Raw genomic sequence first — 18,482 nt, 5'->3', positions numbered from 1 at the left:
CGCACGCTCGACGCACGGGGTGGCGGGCCAGGTGGCTCCGCCACATGACCCGCCACCCCGCACGCCGATCGCACGCACCGAACGCCGCTCCTTCTCCCACGGAGATCCATCAGAAGGGCCCTAGTCGGTGCTCCCCGCCCTCGATGTCGTCTCCTCGGAGGCCGGGTCGGGCGGGAGGGTGGGCGGCTCGTCGACCTGGTGGCGGCGGCGTCGCTTGAGCAGGGCCCAGGGGCCGCGCGGACCCGTCGGCATGGCCGCGGTGACCTCCGTGCCGGGCTCGGCCGCCGCCTCCGCCGCGGCACGGGCCACCGGGAGGAAGCCCTCGCGGCGGGTGACGTCGGGGCGTTCCTCCTCCGCCGGCCACAGGCCGAGGGCCGCGCAGACGGTGGGCAGCACGGCCATCGCCGCCGTGGCGTAGCCCTCCGCGGAGGGGTGGTAGTTGTCGGGGCCGAACAGCTCGCGCGGGTTCGCCGCGAACTCGGGGCCCAGCAGGTCGCCGAGCGACACCGTGCGGCCGCCCTGCTCCACCGCGCCGATCGTCTGGGCCGCCGCCAGCTGCCGGGAGGCCCGCCGGGCCAGCCAGCGCAGCGGCTGCCGTACCGGCTCGATCGTGCCGAGGTCGGGACAGGTGCCGACCACCACCTCGGCGCCGGCCGTGCGCAGCCGGCGGACCGCCGCCGACAGGTGCCGGACCGAGCGGGTGGGCGGCATGCGACGGGTGACGTCGTTCGCACCGATCATGATCACGCAGACGTCGGGGACCGGCGAGCCGGCGGCCAGGACCAGCGCCACCTGGCGGTCGAGGTCGTCGGACTGGGCGCCGGGCAGCGCCACGTTGGTGAGGTCGACGGGGCGTTCCGCGACGGCCGCCAGGCCCGACGCCAGCAGGGCGCCCGGTGTCTGGGCGGCCCGGTGCACCCCCTGGCCCGCCGCCGTGGAGTCACCCAGCATGGTCAGCCGCAGCGGCGGCTCACCGGCGGCGTCGTATCCGAGGCCGTACCGGCCGTCGGCGGTCGGCACCCGGCCACCGCTGTGGCCGTTGTGCACCGCCGCCTGGGCCATCCGCACCTCGGCCAGCACCAGTCCCACCGCGGCCGCACCGACCAGCCCGATCCCGCCACCGCCGTACGCCGCACCGGCCGCGATCCGCCGGGCCACCCGTGCCCTCGACATGTTCGTCATGCGTCGCCGCCACCTCCTCGTTGCCGTACATCCACTCCTTGCCCCGTACCGCCCGTCCGCCAATCTCAACAGGGAGTGAACCTCCGGCATGCCCCGTAGGCTGGCCGCACCACCAGGACCACTTTTGTGCAAGCGACCGGAGACAACGGTGCAATACCACGACTCGATGATCAGCCTCGTCGGCAACACCCCGCTCGTGAGGCTCAACAGCGTCACCCAGGGCATCTCGGCCACCGTGCTCGCCAAGGTCGAGTACTTCAACCCGGGCGGATCCGTGAAGGACCGCATCGCGCTGCGGATGATCGAGGCCGCCGAGAAGAGCGGGGAGCTGCGGCCGGGCGGCACCATCGTCGAGCCGACCAGCGGAAACACCGGGGTGGGGCTGGCGATCGTGGCCCAGCAGAAGGGGTACAAGTGCATCTTCGTGTGCCCCGACAAGGTGAGCACCGACAAGATCAACGTGCTGCGCGCGTACGGCGCCGAGGTCGTGGTCTGCCCGACCGCCGTCGACCCCGAGCACCCGGACTCGTACTACAACGTCTCCGACCGGCTGGTCCGCGAGACGCCGGGCGCCTGGAAGCCGGACCAGTACTCCAACCCCAACAACCCCCTCTCGCACTATCACTCGACCGGCCCCGAGCTGTGGGAGCAGACCGAGGGGAAGATCACCCATTTCGTCGCGGGCGTCGGCACCGGCGGCACCATCTCCGGCACCGGGCGCTACCTGAAGGACGCCAGCGAAGGACGCGTCCAGGTGATCGGCGCGGACCCGGAGGGCTCCGTGTACTCCGGCGGCTCGGGACGGCCGTACCTCGTCGAGGGCGTCGGTGAGGACTTCTGGCCCACCGCCTACGACCGGACCGTCGCCGACGAGATCGTCGCCGTGTCCGACAAGGACTCCTTCCAGATGACCCGGCGCCTCGCGAAGGAGGAGGGCCTGCTGGTCGGCGGCTCCTGCGGGATGGCGGTCGTGGCCGCGCTGCGGGTGGCCGAGCGGCTCGGCCCGGACGACGTGGTCGTCGTACTGCTCCCGGACAGCGGCCGCGGCTACCTCAGCAAGATCTTCAACGACGAGTGGATGGCCGACTACGGCTTCCTGGAGGACGAGGGCCCCAGCGCCCGCGTCGGCGACGTGCTCAGCGACAAGGTGGCGGGCGCCATCCCCTCCCTGGTCCACATGCACCCCGAGGAGACCGTCGGCCAGGCCATCGAGGTGCTGCGCGAGTACGGCGTGTCGCAGATGCCCGTCGTCAAGCCGGGCGCCGGGCACCCGGACGTGATGGCCGCCGAGGTCGTCGGCTCGGTCGTCGAACGGGAGCTGCTGGACGCGCTGTTCAGCAAGCGTGCCTCCCTGGAGGACCCGCTGGAGAAGCACATGTGCGCCCCGCTGCCGCAGGTCGGCTCCGGTGAGCCGGTCGGGGACCTGATGACGGTGCTGGGCTCGGCGGACGCGGCGATCGTCCTCGTCGAGGGCAAGCCCACCGGCGTGGTCAGCCGGCAGGACCTGCTGGCGTTCCTCGCCAAGGGCGGCAAGCAGTAGCGAACCCGCGGTGAACGGCCCGTGAACTGGCGGGACTTCCCGTTTCCCCGGCGAGGTGGTGGACTTCGCGGAAGTGGTACGAGCGTGTCACGTACACGCAGCACACGCTTAACACGGGTCCGGCACATTAGTGGGTGTCGGCAGGGCGGGAGCGGCTCCCCGCCCCAGCCGGCGCCGAACGTCCAAGGACCTCCGGAGCGGCTCCCGGACCTCCATGGACGCCGGACGTGAGACCCGGCCCTGACCCGGTCAGCGTCCCTCGCGGGGACCGCCGTCGTCCCGCCCCCCGTCAAGGGGGTGCGGCGGTCCCCGCGCACAAACCTCCCGGCGGCCTCAGCCCGCCGTCGCCCGCCAACTGCCGAGCAGCGCCAGCCGCTCCGCCGTCTCGGAACCCGGCTCCGGTGTGTACGCGACGAGCGTCTGGTCCGGGTCCTCGGGCACCGTCAGGGTCTCGTAGGGCAGCGTGAGCAGCCCCGCCACCGGGTGCCGGACGCGTTTCACGCCGTACGCGCACGCCTTGACCTCGTGGTCCGCCCACAGCCTGCGGAAGTCCGCGCTCTTGACGGAGAGTTCGCCGACCAGGGCGGTCAGGGCGGGATCGTCGGGGTGCAGGCCCGCGCTGATGCGCAGGTTGGCGACGGTCTGCGCGGCGATCGCCGCCCACTCGGGGTAGAGGTCGGCCGCGGCCGGGTCCAGGAAGACCATCCGGGGCATGCTGCGGGCGGCCGGGTCCAGCGCGCCGAAACCGAGCAGCGCGTCGGCGAGCGCGTTCCAGGCCAGCACCTCCATCCGGCGGCCCAGCACGAACGCCGGGGACCGCTCCATGGCGTCCAGCAGCAACTGCACCCCGGGCCGCACCCGCGGCGCCGAGGGGCGTCGGGCACCCCTGCCCGGCTGCGGGCGGGCCACCGTACGCAGATACGCGTGCTCGGTCTCGTCCAGCCGCAGCACCCGCGCGACCGCGTCCAGCACGGCGTCGGAGACTCCCCCGGACTTCGTCCGGGAGGTGCCCCCAATCCCCCGCCCCTGCTCCAGCCGGATGTAGTAGTCGACGCTCACCCCCGCCAGCTGCGCCACCTCCTCGCGGCGCAGCCCCGGTACGCGGCGCCGCCCGTACGAGGGCAGCCCCACCTCCTCGGGCCGGATGCGGGCGCGGCGCGAGCGCAGGAAGTCTCCGAGGTCCCCGTCCATGGGGTCGATCGTAGGGGAGCGGCCGCCGCCCAACCTGGTACTGGTGGACCCAGGAAAAGCGTCGCCCTGGGTAGGGCCGCCGGGCCGGTCGAGGGTGGAGACACGCCACCGGGACCGACCCGGCGGCACCGACCAGGGAGCACCTCATGTCGTACGACAGCCTGTCCGGCCGTACCGCCGTCGTCACCGGGGCCGCCAGCGGGATCGGGGAGGCCGTGGCCCTGCGGCTCGCCGAGGAGGGCGCCCGGGTGGCGCTGCTCGCCCGCCGCGCCGACCGGCTGGAGACGGTGGTGGCGAAGATCCGGGCGGCCGGCGGCGAGGCCCTCGCCGTGACCGCCGACGTCACCGACGACGCCTCCGTGCAGGGGGCGGCGGACGCCGTCCACGAGGCCTTCGGCACCGTGGACCTCGTCGTCAACAACGCCGGTGTGATGCTGCCGCACCCGGTCGACGACGGCCGCCTCGACGAGTGGCAGCGCATGATCGACACCAATGTGACCGGCGTGCTGCGGGTGCTGCGGGCCTTCACCGGGGACCTGGTGGCGGCCGCCGCGCGGGGCGGTACCGCCGACCTCGTCAACATCTCGTCCATCGGCGCGCACCTCGTCTTCCCCACCTACGCCGTGTACAGCGCCACCAAGGCCGCCGTCACCCAGCTCTCGCAGGCGCTGCGCGCCGAGTTCGGGCCGCGTGACGTGCGGGTCACCAACGTCGAGCCGGGCCTCACGGAGACCGAACTGGCCGACCACATCGGGTCGGCCGAGGGGCGTGCGCAGGTCGACGGCATGCTGGCGCAGATGGGCTCGCTGGCCGTCGCGGACCTCGCCGACCTGGTGGGCTACGTGACCAGCCGGCCCCGGCACGTCAACCTGAGCCAGGTCGTCGTCCTGCCGACCCGTCAGGCCTGACCGGGCCCGGTACGACCGGGAGTGCCGGCTCAGTCCTCGCGGCCGGGGCCGCGGAACAGGCCGGGGTTGAGGCGGACCGCCTGGGCCAGGTTGACACCGACGATGCCGACCCAGGCGGCGATCAGGCCGGTCATGCCCGCGAACGCGCCGCCGATCGCGGACAGCGGGATCGCCAGCACCAGCGAGACGATCCCGAAGCCGAACCGCTCGCCCCAGGAGTCGGTGCCCCGGGACCGCCGGGCCCCGCGGGCCGCCTGCATCTGCTGCTCGGCCAGGCCCCTGCGCAGCCGGCGCTCCACCGCGCCGTCGATCCGGCTGTCGATCTTCTCCAGGAAGGAGTCGACCAGCTCCGACTCGTACTCCGGCCCCAGGTCCCCGCGGGCGTGCAGGGTGGCGGCGAGGTCCTTCTTCAGATCGGTGTCACGCGCGTCCGTCATGGGGCCCACGGTAGGCAGCCGGAACGCCGGGCGCACTGGGGCAAGCCCCCGCATCGCACCGGGGGTCCGCCCCTCAGGGCAGCAGCGACACGAGGCCGCAGGCCGGGTCGAACCGCGCCGCGACCACCGACACCCCCGCGAACGCCGAGTCCGCCCTGATCGCGTCCCGCACCCACACCGCGTGGGCCCGCACGGTGTGGGCGGCCCAGTCCCCGGGCAGCGCCCTGGTGCGGCGGGCGGCCGGGGCGATCTCCTCGACGAGGAGGTGCAGGTGGCCGGGGACGGGCGCCCCGGTGCGGAGCCGGCCGAGGGTGGCGGCGACCGCCCCGCACCCCTCGTGGCCGAGGACCACGACCAGCGGGACGCGCAGTTCGGCCACCGCGTACTGGATGGAGCCGAGCACCGCCTCGTCCAGCACCTGCCCGGCCGTCCTTATGCACAGCAGGTCGCCGAGGTCCTGGTCGAAGACCAGCTCGGGCAGGATCCCGGAGTCGATGCAGTCCAGGACGACGGCGAAGGGCCGCTGGGCGGAGATCCGACCGCGGCGCGCGCGGCCGGTGGCGTAGCGCCGGTTGCCCTCCAGCAGTTCGTCGAGGGCGGCGCTGGTCGAGCAGCGGGCGGCGGCCGGCGCGCCGACGGCGGTGGCCGCCGGTAGGGCCCGGGGGTTCGAGGCCATGACGCTTCCTCAGGTGGGGTGCCTGTCGAGCGTCATCACTGTACGCGGCGGAAACGTTACTCTCTGTTCCTATTTAACGATCCTTGGCCGTATCATCGACCGCGCGATACCCGGCGTCAGGGGGCGAGGGTTTCGCGGTGGCCGTGTTCCGCCGTCGACCTGATCGCGTCCAGGAGGCGGTGGGTGCGGACCCCGGTGGTGAAGTCAGGGCCGGACGCGTCGCCCGTACGGATCGCCGCGGCGAGGTCGCTGTACACCTGGGCCACGTTGCTCACCGCCGAGGGCGGCCCGGGCAGCAGCGGCCGGTAGGCGTCCGGCACCGGTACCTCGACCGCGGGCGTGCCGTTCTCCGTGGCGTGGGTCAGCGTGAACCGGGGGCCGACCAGCGAGTCGTCCGAGGAGACCAGGACCAGCCGGCCGGCCCGGCCGTGCACCTCGATACGGAAGCCGTCACCGCGCGGACCGCCCGTCATGAAGTGCGCCGACGCCGCGGCGCCCGAGCGCAGCAGGCCGCCGACCACGATCTGGTCCGGCGAGGTGACCTCGATGCGCTCGCCCGTCTCCGCCATCGTCACCCGGTCGATCCGGGTGGTGAGCGTCGCGGAGACCTCGGCGAACTCCCCGACGGCGTACTGGAACATGTCCAGCGAGTGCCCGCCGACCACCGCCACGTGGTTGACGCCCTGTGTCCGGTCGAACAGGGCCGCGTACCGCGTCGACCACACCTCCGGGGTGCTCAGCGAGTACAGCAGCGACGCCGACAGCACCTCGCCGATCAGCCCCTGCGCCAGCAGGTCACGCAGCAGCCGTACCGCCGGGTGGTGCCTGCTCTGCAGCCCCACCGCGTGCCGCACCCCGGCGGCCCGCGCCTTCGCCTCGAAGCGCTCGGCGGTCGCCGCGTCCCGGGCCAGCGGCCATTCGCAGTAGACGTGCTTGCCCGTCTCGATCGCGGCCTCCACCAGGCCGTCTCGGCGCGGCAGTTGCACGGCGACGGTGACCAGCTCGACGTCCGGGTCGGCCAGCAGGGCGTGGGCGTCGTCGTAGGCCCGCCCGGCGCCCCAGACCGCGGCCGCCGCCTGCGCGGAACCGCCGCTGGTGCCGGCGACGGCGACGATCTCGAAGTCGTCCAGCGCCGTCAGCGCCGGCAGGTGGATGCCCCGGGCCCAGCCGCGTTCGGCGTGCGCGCCGACGACTCCCACTCGGATCCTGTCCGCCACGGTGCAACCTCTTTCGTAGTAAGTGGATCGGGCTCGGTGGATCAGGCCGGTTGCGGTGCTGTCAGACAGGGGCGTTCGCCGTCGCGGGGTCGGCCGCGGCGGCCGGTGCCCCGGCGGGGGCCGCCTCCTCGGGGTCCCTGAGTACGAAGAAGGTCACGCACCAGGCCAGGAACACGAACCCGGCGGCGAACACGAACGCCAGACCGTAGCCGTCCCGCAGCGCCTCCACCCGCGGACGGCCCTGGTGCAGCAGCGAGTTGCTGTGCGAGGTGGCGAGGGTCGCGAGGACCGCGAGACCCACCGCGGCACCCGCCTGCTGCGCCGTGTTGTTCAGACCGGAGGCCGGACCCGCGTCCTGCGGGGCGGCGCCGGACATGGCGCGCATGATGACCGACGGCACGGTCAGACCCATGCCGAAGCCCTGGATGACGAGTGTGGGGGCCACGTCCACCCAGTAGTCGCCGTCCACGGGTGCCCTGCTCAGCAGCAGCAGGCCACCGCCGAGGAACAGCAGACCGGTCAGCAGCACCCGCCGGGTGCCGAAGCGCCCGGTGAGCTTCGCCGTGAAGAACAGCGACATGGTGCCGATCACCACCGGCGCCGGCAGGAACGCCAGACCGGTCCGCAGCGAGTCGAAGCCCAGCACCCGCTGCAGGTACAGCGCGTTCAGGAACTGGAAGCCGAATCCGGCCGCGAACACCAGGACCACCGCCAGGTTGGCGCCGGCGATCTCCCTGCTGCGGAAGATCCGCAGCGCCAGCAGCGGACGCCCCGCCGTGGCCTGCCGCCACACGAACGCCCCGAGCAGCGCCACCGCCACCGCCCCGTACAGCGCCAGCTCGCCGCCGCTGAACCGGTTCTCGGAGATCTGCGAGATGGTGAGGACACCCAGCGACAGACCGGCCGTCACCAGGACCGCGCCGATCGCGTCGGCGCCCGCGCCCAGCCCGATGCCCGGCTGGGCGGCCGGCTCGCGCAGGCCGAGGACGAGGGCGACGACGCCGATCGGCAGGTTGATCAGGAACACCCAGTGCCAGCCGAGCGCGTCGGTGATGACACCGCCGGCGATCAGGCCGACCGAGGCGCCGCCGGCCGAGACGAAGCTGTAGATGCCCATCGCCCTGGCCTGGTCGCCCGGCTCCGGGTACAGGCCGACGATCATCCCCAGGACCACGGCCGAGGCCAGCGCGGCGCCCACACCCTGGAGGAAGCGGCCCGCGACGAGCAGCTCCGAGGTGTTCGCCAGACCGCACAGCAGGGACGCCACGGTGAAGACGGTCAGGCCGCTCAGGAACACCTTCTTGGTGCCGATCAGGTCGCCGAGCCGGCCGGACAGCAGCAGCAGCCCGGCGAAGGCGATGAGGTAGGAGTTCACCACCCAGGACAGGCCGCTCTGGGAGAAGCCGAGCCCGTTCTGGATGGTCGGAAGGGCGACGGTGACGATCGTCCCGTCAAGGATGATCATCAACTGCATCGCGCAGAGGATGCTGAGCGCGAGGCCGCGTGAACGGCCCAGTGCTGTCGAGGGGGGCATCACTCACTTCTTTCGTCGTCACTGCGCGGGCGCGGGCTTGCTCTTCAAGGCGCGCCGCGGGCGCGTGCCTCTCGCGACCGTGCGCGGCTCAAGTACGCCACGCACCCGGCCACCGCCCGGCAACCGCGCGGTAATCGCCTTGGGGGCAGCGGGTGGGCTGCCGCCCGGCGCGCGGGTGCCCCTCGCCGACGACCGCGACCTGGTGCACTTCGGCGTGGGCACGGGGGCGGCGCGTTGCTGGACGGGGCGCTGCGGCCGCGCACCGCGCGCGGCTCCCACGAGGTGGGCCATGTCGTCGTCGGCCAGCGCGGTGGTGACGTCCGAGCCGGCAGAGTCCGGGCGCTACGGGTGGCGTCGGCGGTGGGCCGGTGCCCATGTCCGGGTGGTCAGCAGGCCGCCGCGGCGGTGTTCACAGCGGCCGACGCCTGCCGTGCGGCGAGCCGTGGGTTTCCCGTACGGCTCGGACTCGGGGGTGAGCGCGGGATCCTGGTTGAGGACGGCGGCTTCCAGCGCCCGCAGTTCGTGGCCGGGGTCGAGGCCGAAGCCGTCCAGCAGCGCGGCCCGGGTGCGCTGGTACGCGGCGAGCGCGTCGTGCTGGCGCCCGCACCGGTACAGCGCCGTCATCAGCAGTCCGCACAACCGCTCGCCCGTGGGCTCCGCCGCCGTCAGTTCCTCCAGCTCGCCGAGGATCTCGTGGTGCCCGCCGCGCCGGAGCACTTCCTGGGCGTAGTCCTCGAAGACGCTCAGGCGCAGCCCCGCGACCGCCTTGAGCTCCGGCCACGCGATCCCTGACTCGACGAGATCGGCGAGGGCCGGCCCGCGCCACATGGACAGCGCCGAGCGCAGCTTCGCGAGGCCCGACTCCTGGGCGCCCGCCGCCAGTTCGGTACGGCCGCGGTCCACCTGGTGGCGGAACCGCCAGAGGTCCAGATGCCCCTCGGCGACGGTGAGACGGTACCCGGGCGTGGCGGTGACGAGCCGCACGGAACCGTCGGGCCGCGCATGCCTCTCGATGGTCCTGCGCAGTCCTGACACCGCGTTCTGCACCATTTTTCGCGAGGTCGCGGGTGGGTCGTAGCCCCATAACGCGTGAATGAGTTTGCTGGTCGGCACGGTCTCGTTGGCGCGCAGCAGCAGAAATCCGGCAATGGCCCGCTGGTTGAATCCGCCGAGCCCCACCGGAGTGTCGTCGGACACGGCTTCCAAAGGGCCGAGCAGGTTGAATCGCACGATGAACCACACCCCCGGTTGGCGCGGCGCTTGAGACTGCTTCCGCGACGTACTCGCACAGTAAAAAACCACCTGACCTGTTTGTCAAGGTGGACTGTCTGTTGCGGAAGGGGTGTTCGGAGGCGGATTCGTGCAGCTCAGAGCGCTTCAGGTTGCGCATTCGCGAGCCCCCGCTCGGCGGGTTCTCGGCGACTTCTTGCACGGAATGTTCCCTTCCGCCCCTGAGGAAAGGCGCGGAGAAAGGTACCAGTTAGTTGGTTTTTTTGTGGAGAGCGGGCAGAATTACGGCCAGGAGCCGGCCGCGATCTGCCCGAGGGGAGGATGGCGCGGCGACAGCTCCGGTCACAGCGAAGGGGTTGCATCCATGGCCAGGCAGGAACGCGCGGAGGTCACCCGTGCCGCCATCCTGGAAGGCGCCGCGCGCGCCTTCGACGCGGAGGGGTACCACGGCACCACCCTCGGCGACATCGTCAAAGAGTCCGGGGTGACGAAGGGGGCCCTCTACTTCCACTTCACCTCGAAGGAGGAGCTGGCCCAGGTCCTCATCGACGAGCAGTTCTCCGTCCTGGACTCGGCCGCGGACGCCGGCGGTCCGGGTGTGCAGTCCGTCATCGACATACTGCACCGCATGGCGCGGCAGCTGGTGGAGAACGTCCAGGTGCGCGCGGGCATCCGGCTGGTGACCGACCAGAGTTCCAAGACCGGCATCGTCAGCGAGCCGTACACGAAGTGGATCGAGGTCTTCCGGAAGTGCCTGGCCGAGGCCCAGCAGCGCGGTGACGTCAAGGCCGACATCGACTGCGAGCGGCTGGCCGCACTGATCGTCGGCTCCTGGACCGGGCTCCAGCTCAGCTCCCAGGTGCTGTGCGGGCGCAAGGACCTGCCCGAGCGGACGACCCTGATGTGGCAGTTGCTGCTGCCCGGCATCGTGCCGCCGCGCAGGCTGGGCCGCTTCCACCCCGAAGGCAGTCCCCATGTCGCCGGACAGCCCTCGGCGGCGGGCGAGTAGGAAGGCCGACCGGCCCACGGGGGCGAACGCGCCGAGCAGGACGGTCAACAGCTCAGCGATCTGCCGTGCCGCCTCCGCGGTCGGCCCCCGGCCCTGGCCTCGGGCCATACCCTGTCGTCAGGCCAGGCCGTGTTGTCTGGCGTAGGCGTTCGCCACGTCCTCCGGGTCCTTCTTGTCGTTGTCTACCTGGCTGTTGAGCCGGGTGAGCTGGTCGGTGGTGAGGAGGGTGCCGAGCCGGGCGAGGGCCTTGCGGACGGTGTCGTCGGCCTTGCGGTCGGCGATCAGCGGCACGATGTGCTGGCTGGGGATCAGGTTCTTCGGGTCGGTCAGCACCACCCAGCCGTTGGCCGCGATGTCGGTGTCGGTGGTGAACAGGTTCGCCACGTCCACGTCGCCCTTCTTGAGTGCGCCCTTGACCAGCGGGCCGTCCGAGTCGAGCGACTTGAATTCCTTGAACTCGACGCCGTACACCTCCTGTAGCCCGACCGCGCCCACCCGGCGCTTCTTCACCTCGGGCGCGGCCCCGATGACCAGCTTCCCGTTCTGCCGGGCGAGGTCGGCGAGGGAGGTCAGGCCGTACTTCCGCGCGGTCGCCCGGGTGACCACGAAGCAGTCGGAGTCGGCGGCCTGGCCGTAGGGCAGTACCTGGAGCCCGGCCGGCAGCGCGAGCGTGAGCGCGTTCTGCATGGTGCCGGGCTCGGACGAGTCGTCCTTCGGGGCCAGGTAGTTGAGCAGGGCGCCCTGGTACTCGGGCAGCAGGTCGATGTCACCGGCCCGGAGCGCGGGGATCACGATCTCCCGGGTGCCGAGGTTCGGGCGGACCTTCACCTTCACGCCCGCCTTCCGGAGCGCGGCCGCGTAGAGGTAGCCGAGCACCTGGTTCTCGGTGAAGTTGGCGGTGCCGATGGTGATCCCGCCCTTGCTGGAACCGCCGCCGGCGGTCGAGCCGCTGCTCTCGTTCAGCGAGGTGATGCCGCTGGAGCAGGCGGAGAGGGCGGTGACGGATCCGGCGGCGAACAGGCCACCGAGGAGGGTACGACGGTTCATCTTCGGGTTCCCTAGGCGGTGCGGGTGGGGGTGCCCCCACGCGAGTCTGTTCGAGCGTGGGGGAGGAAGAGGAAGCGCTGGAGGGTGCTCAGAAGCAGGTCGAGGACGACGGCGACGACCGCGACCAGCACCGCGCCGCCCAGCACCTGCACGAGGTCGCGCTGGGCGAGTCCGTCGAAGACGTAGCGGCCGAGGCCGCCGAAGGAGACGTACGCGGCGATGGTGGCGGTGGCGACGACCTGGATCAGCGCGAGCCGCAGGCCGGTCATGATGAGGGGGAGGGCCAGGGGCAACTCGACCTGGCGGAGAACCTGGTGGCCGCGCATGCCCTGGCCGCGGGCGGCGTCGCGGACGTCCGGGTCGACGGCCGTCATCCCGGCGTAGGTGTTGGTGACGATCGCCGGGACCGCGAGGGCCACCAGCGCCACGTACACCGGCAGCATGGACAGGCCGCCCGCCAGGAAGACCAGGACGACCAGGCCGACGGTCGGCAGCGCGCGCCCGAAGGACGCCAGGTTGATGGCGACGAACGCGCCCTTGCCGGTGTGCCCGATCAGCAGTCCGACCGGGAGGCCGATCGCGGCGGCGATCAGGGTGGCGAGCAGCGAGTACTGGAGGTGCTCGGCGAGGCGGTGCGCGATGCCGTCCTGGCCGGCCCACTGGGCGCCGCTGGTCAGCCAGGCGCCGAGGTTCTTGAAGAGTTCGAACATCTCAGGCTCGCCTCCTGCGCCACGGGGTGAGGACGTACTGCAGGGCCACCAGCAGCGCGTCCGCGACCACGGCGAGCAGGATCGTGAGCACCACGCCCGCGATCACCGGGGTCGGGAAGTCGCGCTGGAAGCCGTCGGTGAAGAGCTGGCCGAGTCCGCCGTCGCCGATGTAGGTGGCGACGGACACGAGGGAGATCGACATGACGGTGGCGATCCGCACGCCCGCGAAGATCACGGGCAGGGCGAGCGGGAACTCGACGGTGAGGAGGGTGCGCAGCGGGCGGGTGCCCATCGCCTTGGCCGCCTCCTTGGTCTTCGCCGGGACCGAGTCCAGGCCCTCGACCGTGTTCCGCAGCAGCACGACCAAGGTGTAGACGGTCAGGCCGATGACGGTGGTGGTCCGGGTCAGGCCGCTGACCGGCAGCAGCAGGACGAAGATCGCGATCGAGGGGATCGTGAAGAGGACGTTGGACAGGCCGAGCAGGAAGCCGCGCAGCGGGCGGACCCGGTGGGCGAGCACCGCGAGCGGGAGCGAGATCACCAGGCCGAAGAAGACGGCGGTCATCGCGGCCTGGAGGTGGGAGAGAGTGAGGCTGGTCAGATCGTCGGTGTGGTCGCCCATCCACGACCAGTCGACGGTCACGCGGCCACCGCCCGCGCCTCGGTGTGGGCCTGGCCCGCGTGGAGGTGGATGTCGTCGCGGGACGAGACGCCGGTGAGGACACCGTCGGCGTCGACCCGGGCGACCAGTCCGGTCGGGGAGGCGATCGACTCGTCGAGGGCCGAGAGCAGCGAGTCCCCGTCGCGCAGCGGCCGCACCGGGAGTTCGGCGTCCGTGGCGGTCGAGGCCCAGTGCAGGGGCCTGCGCGTGGCGTCGAGTACGAGCGTCCAGGCGTCGCCCTCGGGAGCCGGGCCCTGCGGAACGCCGGCCAGGGTCTTCAGCGAGAGCAGCTTCAGTCCGCGCTCGGCGCCGAGGAAGTCGGCCACGAAGTCGTCGGCGGGGCGGGCCAGGAGTTCGGCGGGCGGGGCGCACTGGACCAGGTGGCCGCCGGTGCGGAAGACGGCGATCCGGTCGCCGAGCCGGACCGCTTCGTCGATGTCGTGCGTGACGAAGACGATGGTCTTGCTCAACTCCTTCTGGAGTCGCAGCAGTTCGTCCTGGAGCTGGCTGCGCACCACCGGGTCGACGGCGCCGAACGGCTCGTCCATCAGCAGCACGGGCGGGTCGGCGGCGAGCGCGCGGGCCACCCCGACGCGCTGCTGCTGGCCGCCGGAGAGCTGGTGCGGGTAGCGCTTGCCGGCGTCGGCGGCGAGGCCGACGGTCTCCAGGAGTTCGGCGGCGCGGGCGCGGGCCTTCTTCCGGTTCCAGCCGAGCAGCAGCGGGACGGTGGCGATGTTGTCGAGCACCGTGCGGTGCGGGAAGAGCCCGGCCTGCTGGATGACGTACCCGATGGAGCGGCGCAGTTCGGCGGCGTCCTGGCGGGTGACGTCCTCGCCGTTCACCTTGATCGTGCCGGAGGTCGGCTCGACCATTCGGTTGATCATCCGCAGGGTGGTGGTCTTGCCGCAGCCGGAGGAGCCGACCAGGACGGTGACCCCGCCCTCGGGCATCTCCAAGGAGAGATCATGGACTGCTGTCGTGCCGTTGGGGAAGCGCTTGTGGACCGCGTCGAACTGGATCATGAGATGTCCCTTGCCCGGCTGTATAACGTCATGCAGAGTTCTTGGTGTGTGAATAGCTTGTCAACGGTCTGGCGTTAATCCGGTGTAACGGATGACCGAAGAGCAAGATCCGATGTCCGGGTTGAGGGGAGTTTGGGCGTTATGTCGTCTCATATCGTGGACGAGGTCGGAATAGCTCATTCCGGTTTGGTGGTCCTCGACGGCATCGGCATGGGGGTCGACGACGTCGTACGCCTCGCCGACGGCACCGCCCGCCCGGTCCCCGGCACGGACGCGATGCGCCGCGCGGAGGAGTCCTGGGACGCCGCCCGTCGGATCGCCGCGACCGGCCGCGTCTACGGCCGCTCCACCGGCGTCGGCGCCAACCGCACCGAGGACGTGCCCACCGAGGCCGCCGCCGGACACGGCCTGCGGCTGCTGCGCAGCCACGCCGGCGCCATCGGCGACGAACTGCCCGCCCGGCAGGTGCGCGCGATGCTCGCCGTACGCGCCAACCAGCTGCTGGCGGGCGGCGCCGGCCTCAGGCCGAGCGTCGTCACCGCCCTGTGCGAGGCGCTGGAGTCCGGCGCGCACCCGGTCGTCAACGAGTTCGGTTCGGTCGGCACCGGGGACATCGCGGCGCTGGCGCAGATGGGCCTCGCCCTGGCCGGGGAGCACCCCTGGCGGGGCGAGGCGCCACCCGAGCCGCAGCCCCTCGACAACAACGACGCCCTCGCCCTGATCAGCAGCAACGCCCTCACCCTCGGTCAGTCCGCGCTCGCCCTGCACGAACTGCGCGGCCTGATCGAGGCCACCCAGGTGGTGGCGGCCCTGTCCCTGCTCGCCGTCGACGGCTCCCACGAGCCGTACGCTGCCCCCGTGCACGCGGCCCGCCCGCACCGGGGCAGCGCCGAGGTCGCCCGCCGGATGCGGGAGCTGATCGGCGCCGCCGACCGGCCCGTCCCGCCGCTCGGCCGGATCCAGGACCCGTACGGCTTCCGCTGCCTGCCCCAGATCCACGGCCCCGCCCATGACGCCGCCGACGCCCTGGAACAGGTGCTGGCGATCGAGATCAACGCCGCCGCCGAGAACCCCCTGATCTCCGTCGAGGACCTCGCCGCCTACCACCACGGCGGCTTCTACCAGGCCCAACTCGCCCTCGCCCTGGACCACTTCCGGCTCGCCGTCACCCAGGTCGCGCGCCTGTCCACGTCCCGCCTGTCCACCCTCAACGAGCCCGCCTACACCCGCCTGCGCCCCTTCCTCGCCGACCACGAGCCCGCCTCCTCCGGCGTGATGATCCTGGAGTACGCCGCGGCCGCCGCCCTCGGTGACCTGCGCGCCTTCTCCGCGCCCGCCTCGCTCGGGCACGCTGTACTCTCCCGAGGCGTCGAGGAGCAGGCCAGTTTCGCCTCGCTCGCCGCCCGTCAAACGCTGCGCGCCTGTCGTGCGTACCGTCTGGTGGTCGGCTGCGAACTCGTCGCCGCCGTGCGGGCGCTGCGCCAGCGCGACCTGAGGCCCGAACCCGGGCTCGGGGCGCACCTGGCGCTGGAGCTCGCCGAGGCGGCGCTGGAGGCGGACCCGGCCGACCGGCCGCTGACCGACGACGTCACCGCGGCGGCCGGGCTGCTCGACCGGTTCACGGACATCTGGAGGGGGAGCACGTCATGAGCGTGACCGACAGCCCTGCGACACGGTTGCAGGCGCTCTTCGAGGGGCACCGGCTCACGCCGACCCAGCGGCGCATCGCGCACAGCATGGTGCGGCGCGCCGCCGACGTGCCCTTCCTGTCCAGCGTGGAGCTGGCCGAACTGGCCGGCGTCAGCCAGCCCTCCGTGACCCGGTTCGCGGTCGCCCTCGGCTTCGACGGCTACCCGGCGCTGCGCAGGCACCTGCGCGAGGTGGTGCCCGCCGAGCAGACCCCGGGCAACGGCGCGTACAACGAGTACCAGCAGGCCGTCGAGGCCGAGATCGAGAACCTCCGGCACCTCGCCGAGGTGCTCGCCGACCCCCGCCCGGTGCAGCAGGCGGGGCGGCTGCTGGCCGCCTCCCGGCCGCTGCCGGTGCTCGGCCTGCGCGCCGCCGCCTCCCAGGCGTACGGCTTCGCCTACTTCGCCGCCAAGGTCCACCCGGACGTCCGGCTGCTCAACGAGGGCGGCACGATGATCCACGACCGCATCGACGCGGCCGTCCTCGCCGGCGCCTCCGCCCTGCTGTGCTTCGCGCTGCCCCGGCATCCCCGCGAGGTCGTGGACACCCTCGGCTACGCCAAGGAGGCCGGGCTGACCGTGGTCACCGTCGCCGACTCCGCCTTCGCGCCGGTGGCCAAGGTCTCCGACCTGCTGCTGCCTGCCGCCGTCGGCACCGGGCTCGCCTTCGACACGGCGTGCGCGCCGATGCTGCTCGGCCGGGTGCTCCTGGAGGCCATGTGCGACGACCTGCCGGACGCACAGGTCCGCCTGGAGGAGTTCGACACGCGGGCGGCGGCCCGGGGCCTGTTCGTCGAGTAGGCCTTCAAGAGTCGAACAGGACTTCAAGAGTCGAGCAGGACTTTAAGACTCGTCTCACGTTCGGTCGTTACCGTCCCGCCCTACGGACGGACCGACACCGGCGAGGAGGCTGCGGACATGGCGCGTGGGGTACGGGAAGGGCGCGGCGGACAGGGACTGGCCCGGGTGGCCGTGGTCGTACGGGCCGGGGCCGCGCCCCTGTGGTGGGCCGGGGTGTTCGCGGCGGGCGTCGGCGTACTGCCCGCGGGGCTCACCGGGCGCCGGATCGGCGTGTCGGCCGGGGTCGCGCTGTTCGTCGTCGGCGCCGCCGTCGTGGCCCTCGTCCGCCGCGGGCGGTACACCGCACTGCTGCGCGGCGCCGCCCGGGCCGGCAGGCACGACGTCCTCCAGGACCGGGCCGTGACCGTGCGCAACTGGCGCCGTGGCCACCGCTGGTGGCTGCTGCTCGCCTTCGCCGTCGCCCTCGGCGGTTCCTTCGCGGTGCCCGCGGCGGGCGGCCTGCTGCTCGCCGGGACCGGTACCGGACTGCGCCTGAAGGCGGCCTGGCTGGGCCGCCGGGAGAAGGCCGCGGACCAGCTGATGTGGGTGCGTGTCGACTGGCTCGACGGGCGCGGCGGCCGTCCGGCGGGCAAGGCCGTCAAGGCGTACCGCGGTACCGGCATCGCGGCGGGCGACGCGTCCCCGGGCGGGGCCCGCCGCCGCACCGCGGCGCTGGTCTGAGGCCGGTCAGACCTCCAGGTCCTCCTCGATCTTCTTCAGCTGGTGCCGGGCCATCGCCAGGTTGGCGCGGGAGGCGTCCAGCACCAGGTAGAGGAAGAGGCCGTTGCCGCCGCGGCCCTTGAGCAGGCGGATCAGGTGGTACGCGTTGGACAGCGTGATCAGGATGTCCTCGATCTCGCCCTTGAGGCCGAGGTGCTCCATGGTGCGCATCTTGGCGCGGATCACGTCGGTGTTGCCCGCGGCGGCCACGTTCAGGTCGAAGGTCTTGCTGCCACCCATCGTGCCCAGCGCCATCCCGCTGGTGTAGTCGACGAGCGCGACGCCGGTGGCTCCCTCGATGGAGGTGAGGCACTCTTTCAGCGCGGTTTCGGTGTTGGCCATGACGTTCTGGTTCCTTTCAACTGTCGGTTGCGGTGCGCGCGTCGGTGGTGGTGCTGGTGCGTGGCGTGCGCGTGGTTCTGGTTCGTGTGGTGGTGGCGCGGGCCGGTCGCAGGGCCTTGGCGGCGGCCTCGGCGGCGTCGACCAGCTCTCCGATCCGGGCGGCGGCCCGGCGGCCCTCCAGGTGCAGCCGGCCGACGTTCACCCGGTCCTCGGCGAGCAGGGTGAGCACGGCGCTGCGGCCGGCCGCGTAGGTGGCGACATAGCCGTCCTCGCCGCGCACCAGCAGCTCCCTGAGCTCGCCCTTCCCGGTGGCGTCGGCGATCCGCACGGCGACGCCGAGTGCGGCCGCGGTCAGGGCGGACAGGCCCTCCGGATCGACGCCCGGACAGTCGTGGGCGACGACCAGGCCGTCCACGCCGGCCGCGAGGGCCCCGGTGAGCTGGGGCATCCGGCTGCGCAGCCGGTGCAGTTCGTCGAGGACGGCTGCTCTGTCGGAGCTGCCGGATTCTGCCGCCATCAGCTGTCTCC

At 72.5% G+C, this 18,482-nt stretch carries 19 protein-coding genes; 6 read left to right on the top strand and 13 right to left on the bottom strand.

Annotated elements, in window-relative coordinates; all coding sequences use genetic code 11:
- Positions 1–120 precede the first annotated feature (120 nt).
- Positions 121–1,182, bottom strand: a complete 1,062-nt coding sequence (locus tag AB0958_RS21270; protein ID WP_366892006.1) for an SGNH/GDSL hydrolase family protein — start codon at positions 1,180–1,182, stop codon at positions 121–123.
- A 148-nt stretch (positions 1,183–1,330) separates the two neighbouring features.
- On the opposite strand from AB0958_RS21270, the gene AB0958_RS21265 reads away from it, so the two are divergent.
- The gene (locus AB0958_RS21265) at positions 1,331–2,722 is read left to right on the top strand and encodes a cystathionine beta-synthase (protein WP_366892005.1); all 1,392 of its coding nucleotides are present in this window, start codon (positions 1,331–1,333) and stop codon (positions 2,720–2,722) included.
- Between the two features lie 333 nt (positions 2,723–3,055).
- Here the strand turns inward: AB0958_RS21265 and AB0958_RS21260 are convergent, their stop codons facing one another.
- Positions 3,056–3,913 carry a helix-turn-helix transcriptional regulator gene (locus AB0958_RS21260; RefSeq protein WP_366892004.1) on the bottom strand — a complete coding sequence of 286 codons (858 nt, stop codon included), beginning with the start codon at positions 3,911–3,913 and terminating at the stop codon, positions 3,056–3,058.
- Between the two features lie 146 nt (positions 3,914–4,059).
- Between AB0958_RS21260 and AB0958_RS21255 the strand changes: the two genes are divergently transcribed.
- Positions 4,060–4,821, top strand: coding sequence for an SDR family oxidoreductase (locus AB0958_RS21255; RefSeq protein WP_366892003.1), 762 nt, complete (start codon positions 4,060–4,062; stop codon positions 4,819–4,821).
- Between the two features lie 29 nt (positions 4,822–4,850).
- Here the strand turns inward: AB0958_RS21255 and AB0958_RS21250 are convergent, their stop codons facing one another.
- The 5 genes from AB0958_RS21250 to AB0958_RS21230 form a co-directional block, all read right to left on the bottom strand.
- Positions 4,851–5,258, bottom strand: a complete 408-nt coding sequence (locus AB0958_RS21250) for a hypothetical protein (RefSeq protein WP_366892002.1) — start codon at positions 5,256–5,258, stop codon at positions 4,851–4,853.
- A gap of 73 nt (positions 5,259–5,331) precedes the next feature.
- Positions 5,332–5,934, bottom strand: a complete 603-nt coding sequence (locus tag AB0958_RS21245) for a carbonic anhydrase (protein WP_366892001.1) — start codon at positions 5,932–5,934, stop codon at positions 5,332–5,334.
- Positions 5,935–6,050: 116 nt separating this feature from the next.
- Positions 6,051–7,151: a Gfo/Idh/MocA family oxidoreductase gene (locus tag AB0958_RS21240; RefSeq protein ID WP_366892000.1), complete on the bottom strand. Its 1,101-nt coding sequence runs from the start codon at positions 7,149–7,151 to the stop codon at positions 6,051–6,053.
- A 61-nt stretch (positions 7,152–7,212) separates the two neighbouring features.
- Complete coding sequence (locus AB0958_RS21235) at positions 7,213–8,685, bottom strand: MFS transporter (protein WP_366891999.1); 1,473 nt, start codon at positions 8,683–8,685, stop codon at positions 7,213–7,215.
- Positions 8,686–9,027: 342 nt separating this feature from the next.
- Positions 9,028–9,915: an AfsR/SARP family transcriptional regulator gene (locus AB0958_RS21230; protein WP_366891998.1), complete on the bottom strand. Its 888-nt coding sequence runs from the start codon at positions 9,913–9,915 to the stop codon at positions 9,028–9,030.
- 364 nt (positions 9,916–10,279) lie between these two features.
- On the opposite strand from AB0958_RS21230, the gene AB0958_RS21225 reads away from it, so the two are divergent.
- Entirely contained in the window at positions 10,280–10,924 is a 645-nt protein-coding gene (locus AB0958_RS21225; RefSeq protein WP_366891997.1) for a ScbR family autoregulator-binding transcription factor, read from the top strand.
- 117 nt (positions 10,925–11,041) lie between these two features.
- Here AB0958_RS21225 and AB0958_RS21220 read toward each other — a convergent pair whose 3' ends face one another.
- The 4 genes from AB0958_RS21220 to AB0958_RS21205 are packed head-to-tail and all read right to left on the bottom strand — an operon-like array spanning position 11,042 to position 14,364.
- Complete coding sequence (locus tag AB0958_RS21220; RefSeq protein WP_366891996.1) at positions 11,042–11,971, bottom strand: ABC transporter substrate-binding protein; 930 nt, start codon at positions 11,969–11,971, stop codon at positions 11,042–11,044.
- Between the two features lie 11 nt (positions 11,972–11,982).
- The gene (locus AB0958_RS21215; protein ID WP_366891995.1) at positions 11,983–12,681 is read right to left on the bottom strand and encodes an ABC transporter permease; all 699 of its coding nucleotides are present in this window, start codon (positions 12,679–12,681) and stop codon (positions 11,983–11,985) included.
- Between the two features lies 1 nt (position 12,682).
- On the bottom strand, positions 12,683–13,324 hold the full coding sequence (locus AB0958_RS21210; RefSeq protein WP_358977164.1) for an ABC transporter permease: 642 nt from the start codon (positions 13,322–13,324) through the stop codon (positions 12,683–12,685).
- Entirely contained in the window at positions 13,321–14,364 is a 1,044-nt protein-coding gene (locus AB0958_RS21205) for an ABC transporter ATP-binding protein (protein ID WP_366891994.1), read from the bottom strand. Before AB0958_RS21205 ends, AB0958_RS21210 begins: the two co-directional genes overlap by 4 nt.
- A 141-nt stretch (positions 14,365–14,505) precedes the next feature.
- On the opposite strand from AB0958_RS21205, the gene AB0958_RS21200 reads away from it, so the two are divergent.
- The 3 genes from AB0958_RS21200 to AB0958_RS21190 all read left to right on the top strand — a co-directional run bounded on the left by AB0958_RS21200 (position 14,506) and on the right by AB0958_RS21190 (position 17,573).
- Positions 14,506–16,014: an aromatic amino acid ammonia-lyase gene (locus tag AB0958_RS21200; RefSeq protein ID WP_366891993.1), complete on the top strand. Its 1,509-nt coding sequence runs from the start codon at positions 14,506–14,508 to the stop codon at positions 16,012–16,014.
- Positions 16,011–16,853, top strand: a complete 843-nt coding sequence (locus AB0958_RS21195) for a MurR/RpiR family transcriptional regulator (RefSeq protein WP_366891992.1) — start codon at positions 16,011–16,013, stop codon at positions 16,851–16,853. Before AB0958_RS21200 ends, AB0958_RS21195 begins: the two co-directional genes overlap by 4 nt.
- A gap of 117 nt (positions 16,854–16,970) precedes the next feature.
- Positions 16,971–17,573 carry a hypothetical protein gene (locus tag AB0958_RS21190; RefSeq protein ID WP_366891991.1) on the top strand — a complete coding sequence of 201 codons (603 nt, stop codon included), beginning with the start codon at positions 16,971–16,973 and terminating at the stop codon, positions 17,571–17,573.
- A 6-nt stretch (positions 17,574–17,579) separates the two neighbouring features.
- On the opposite strand, the gene AB0958_RS21185 is transcribed toward AB0958_RS21190, so the two are convergent.
- Both AB0958_RS21185 and AB0958_RS21180 read right to left on the bottom strand, forming a co-directional pair.
- A complete protein-coding gene (locus AB0958_RS21185) occupies positions 17,580–17,954 on the bottom strand; it encodes a hypothetical protein (RefSeq protein ID WP_366891990.1) in 375 nt (124 codons plus the stop codon).
- Positions 17,955–17,970: 16 nt separating this feature from the next.
- Positions 17,971–18,471, bottom strand: a complete 501-nt coding sequence (locus tag AB0958_RS21180) for a roadblock/LC7 domain-containing protein (RefSeq protein WP_366891989.1) — start codon at positions 18,469–18,471, stop codon at positions 17,971–17,973.
- Between the last annotated feature and the right edge of the window lie 11 nt (positions 18,472–18,482).

It is taken from the genome of Streptomyces sp. NPDC006655, from assembly GCF_040703965.1.
In the GTDB taxonomy this organism is placed as follows: domain Bacteria; phylum Actinomycetota; class Actinomycetes; order Streptomycetales; family Streptomycetaceae; genus Streptomyces.
The sequence above is the reverse complement of the archived record's forward strand: the minus strand, read 5'-3'. Positions and strand labels throughout refer to the sequence as shown.

Excerpts from the sequence above, each read along its gene's own strand:
- AB0958_RS21180 (WP_366891989.1), bottom strand. The coding sequence starts at position 18,471 with ATGGCGGCAGAATCCGGCAGCTCCGACAGAGCAGCCGTCCTCGACGAA.
- AB0958_RS21270 (WP_366892006.1), bottom strand. The coding sequence starts at position 1,182 with ATGACGAACATGTCGAGGGCACGGGTGGCCCGGCGGATCGCGGCCGGT.
- AB0958_RS21195 (WP_366891992.1), top strand. The coding sequence starts at position 16,011 with ATGAGCGTGACCGACAGCCCTGCGACACGGTTGCAGGCGCTCTTCGAG.
- AB0958_RS21255 (WP_366892003.1), top strand. The coding sequence starts at position 4,060 with ATGTCGTACGACAGCCTGTCCGGCCGTACCGCCGTCGTCACCGGGGCC.
- AB0958_RS21220 (WP_366891996.1), bottom strand. The coding sequence starts at position 11,971 with ATGAACCGTCGTACCCTCCTCGGTGGCCTGTTCGCCGCCGGATCCGTC.
- AB0958_RS21215 (WP_366891995.1), bottom strand. The coding sequence starts at position 12,681 with ATGTTCGAACTCTTCAAGAACCTCGGCGCCTGGCTGACCAGCGGCGCC.
- AB0958_RS21250 (WP_366892002.1), bottom strand. The coding sequence starts at position 5,258 with ATGACGGACGCGCGTGACACCGATCTGAAGAAGGACCTCGCCGCCACC.
- AB0958_RS21185 (WP_366891990.1), bottom strand. The coding sequence starts at position 17,954 with ATGGCCAACACCGAAACCGCGCTGAAAGAGTGCCTCACCTCCATCGAG.
- AB0958_RS21235 (WP_366891999.1), bottom strand. The coding sequence starts at position 8,685 with ATGCCCCCCTCGACAGCACTGGGCCGTTCACGCGGCCTCGCGCTCAGC.
- AB0958_RS21245 (WP_366892001.1), bottom strand. The coding sequence starts at position 5,934 with ATGGCCTCGAACCCCCGGGCCCTACCGGCGGCCACCGCCGTCGGCGCG.
- AB0958_RS21190 (WP_366891991.1), top strand. The coding sequence starts at position 16,971 with ATGGCGCGTGGGGTACGGGAAGGGCGCGGCGGACAGGGACTGGCCCGG.
- AB0958_RS21225 (WP_366891997.1), top strand. The coding sequence starts at position 10,280 with ATGGCCAGGCAGGAACGCGCGGAGGTCACCCGTGCCGCCATCCTGGAA.
- AB0958_RS21260 (WP_366892004.1), bottom strand. The coding sequence starts at position 3,913 with ATGGACGGGGACCTCGGAGACTTCCTGCGCTCGCGCCGCGCCCGCATC.
- AB0958_RS21205 (WP_366891994.1), bottom strand. The coding sequence starts at position 14,364 with ATGATCCAGTTCGACGCGGTCCACAAGCGCTTCCCCAACGGCACGACA.
- AB0958_RS21200 (WP_366891993.1), top strand. The coding sequence starts at position 14,506 with ATGTCGTCTCATATCGTGGACGAGGTCGGAATAGCTCATTCCGGTTTG.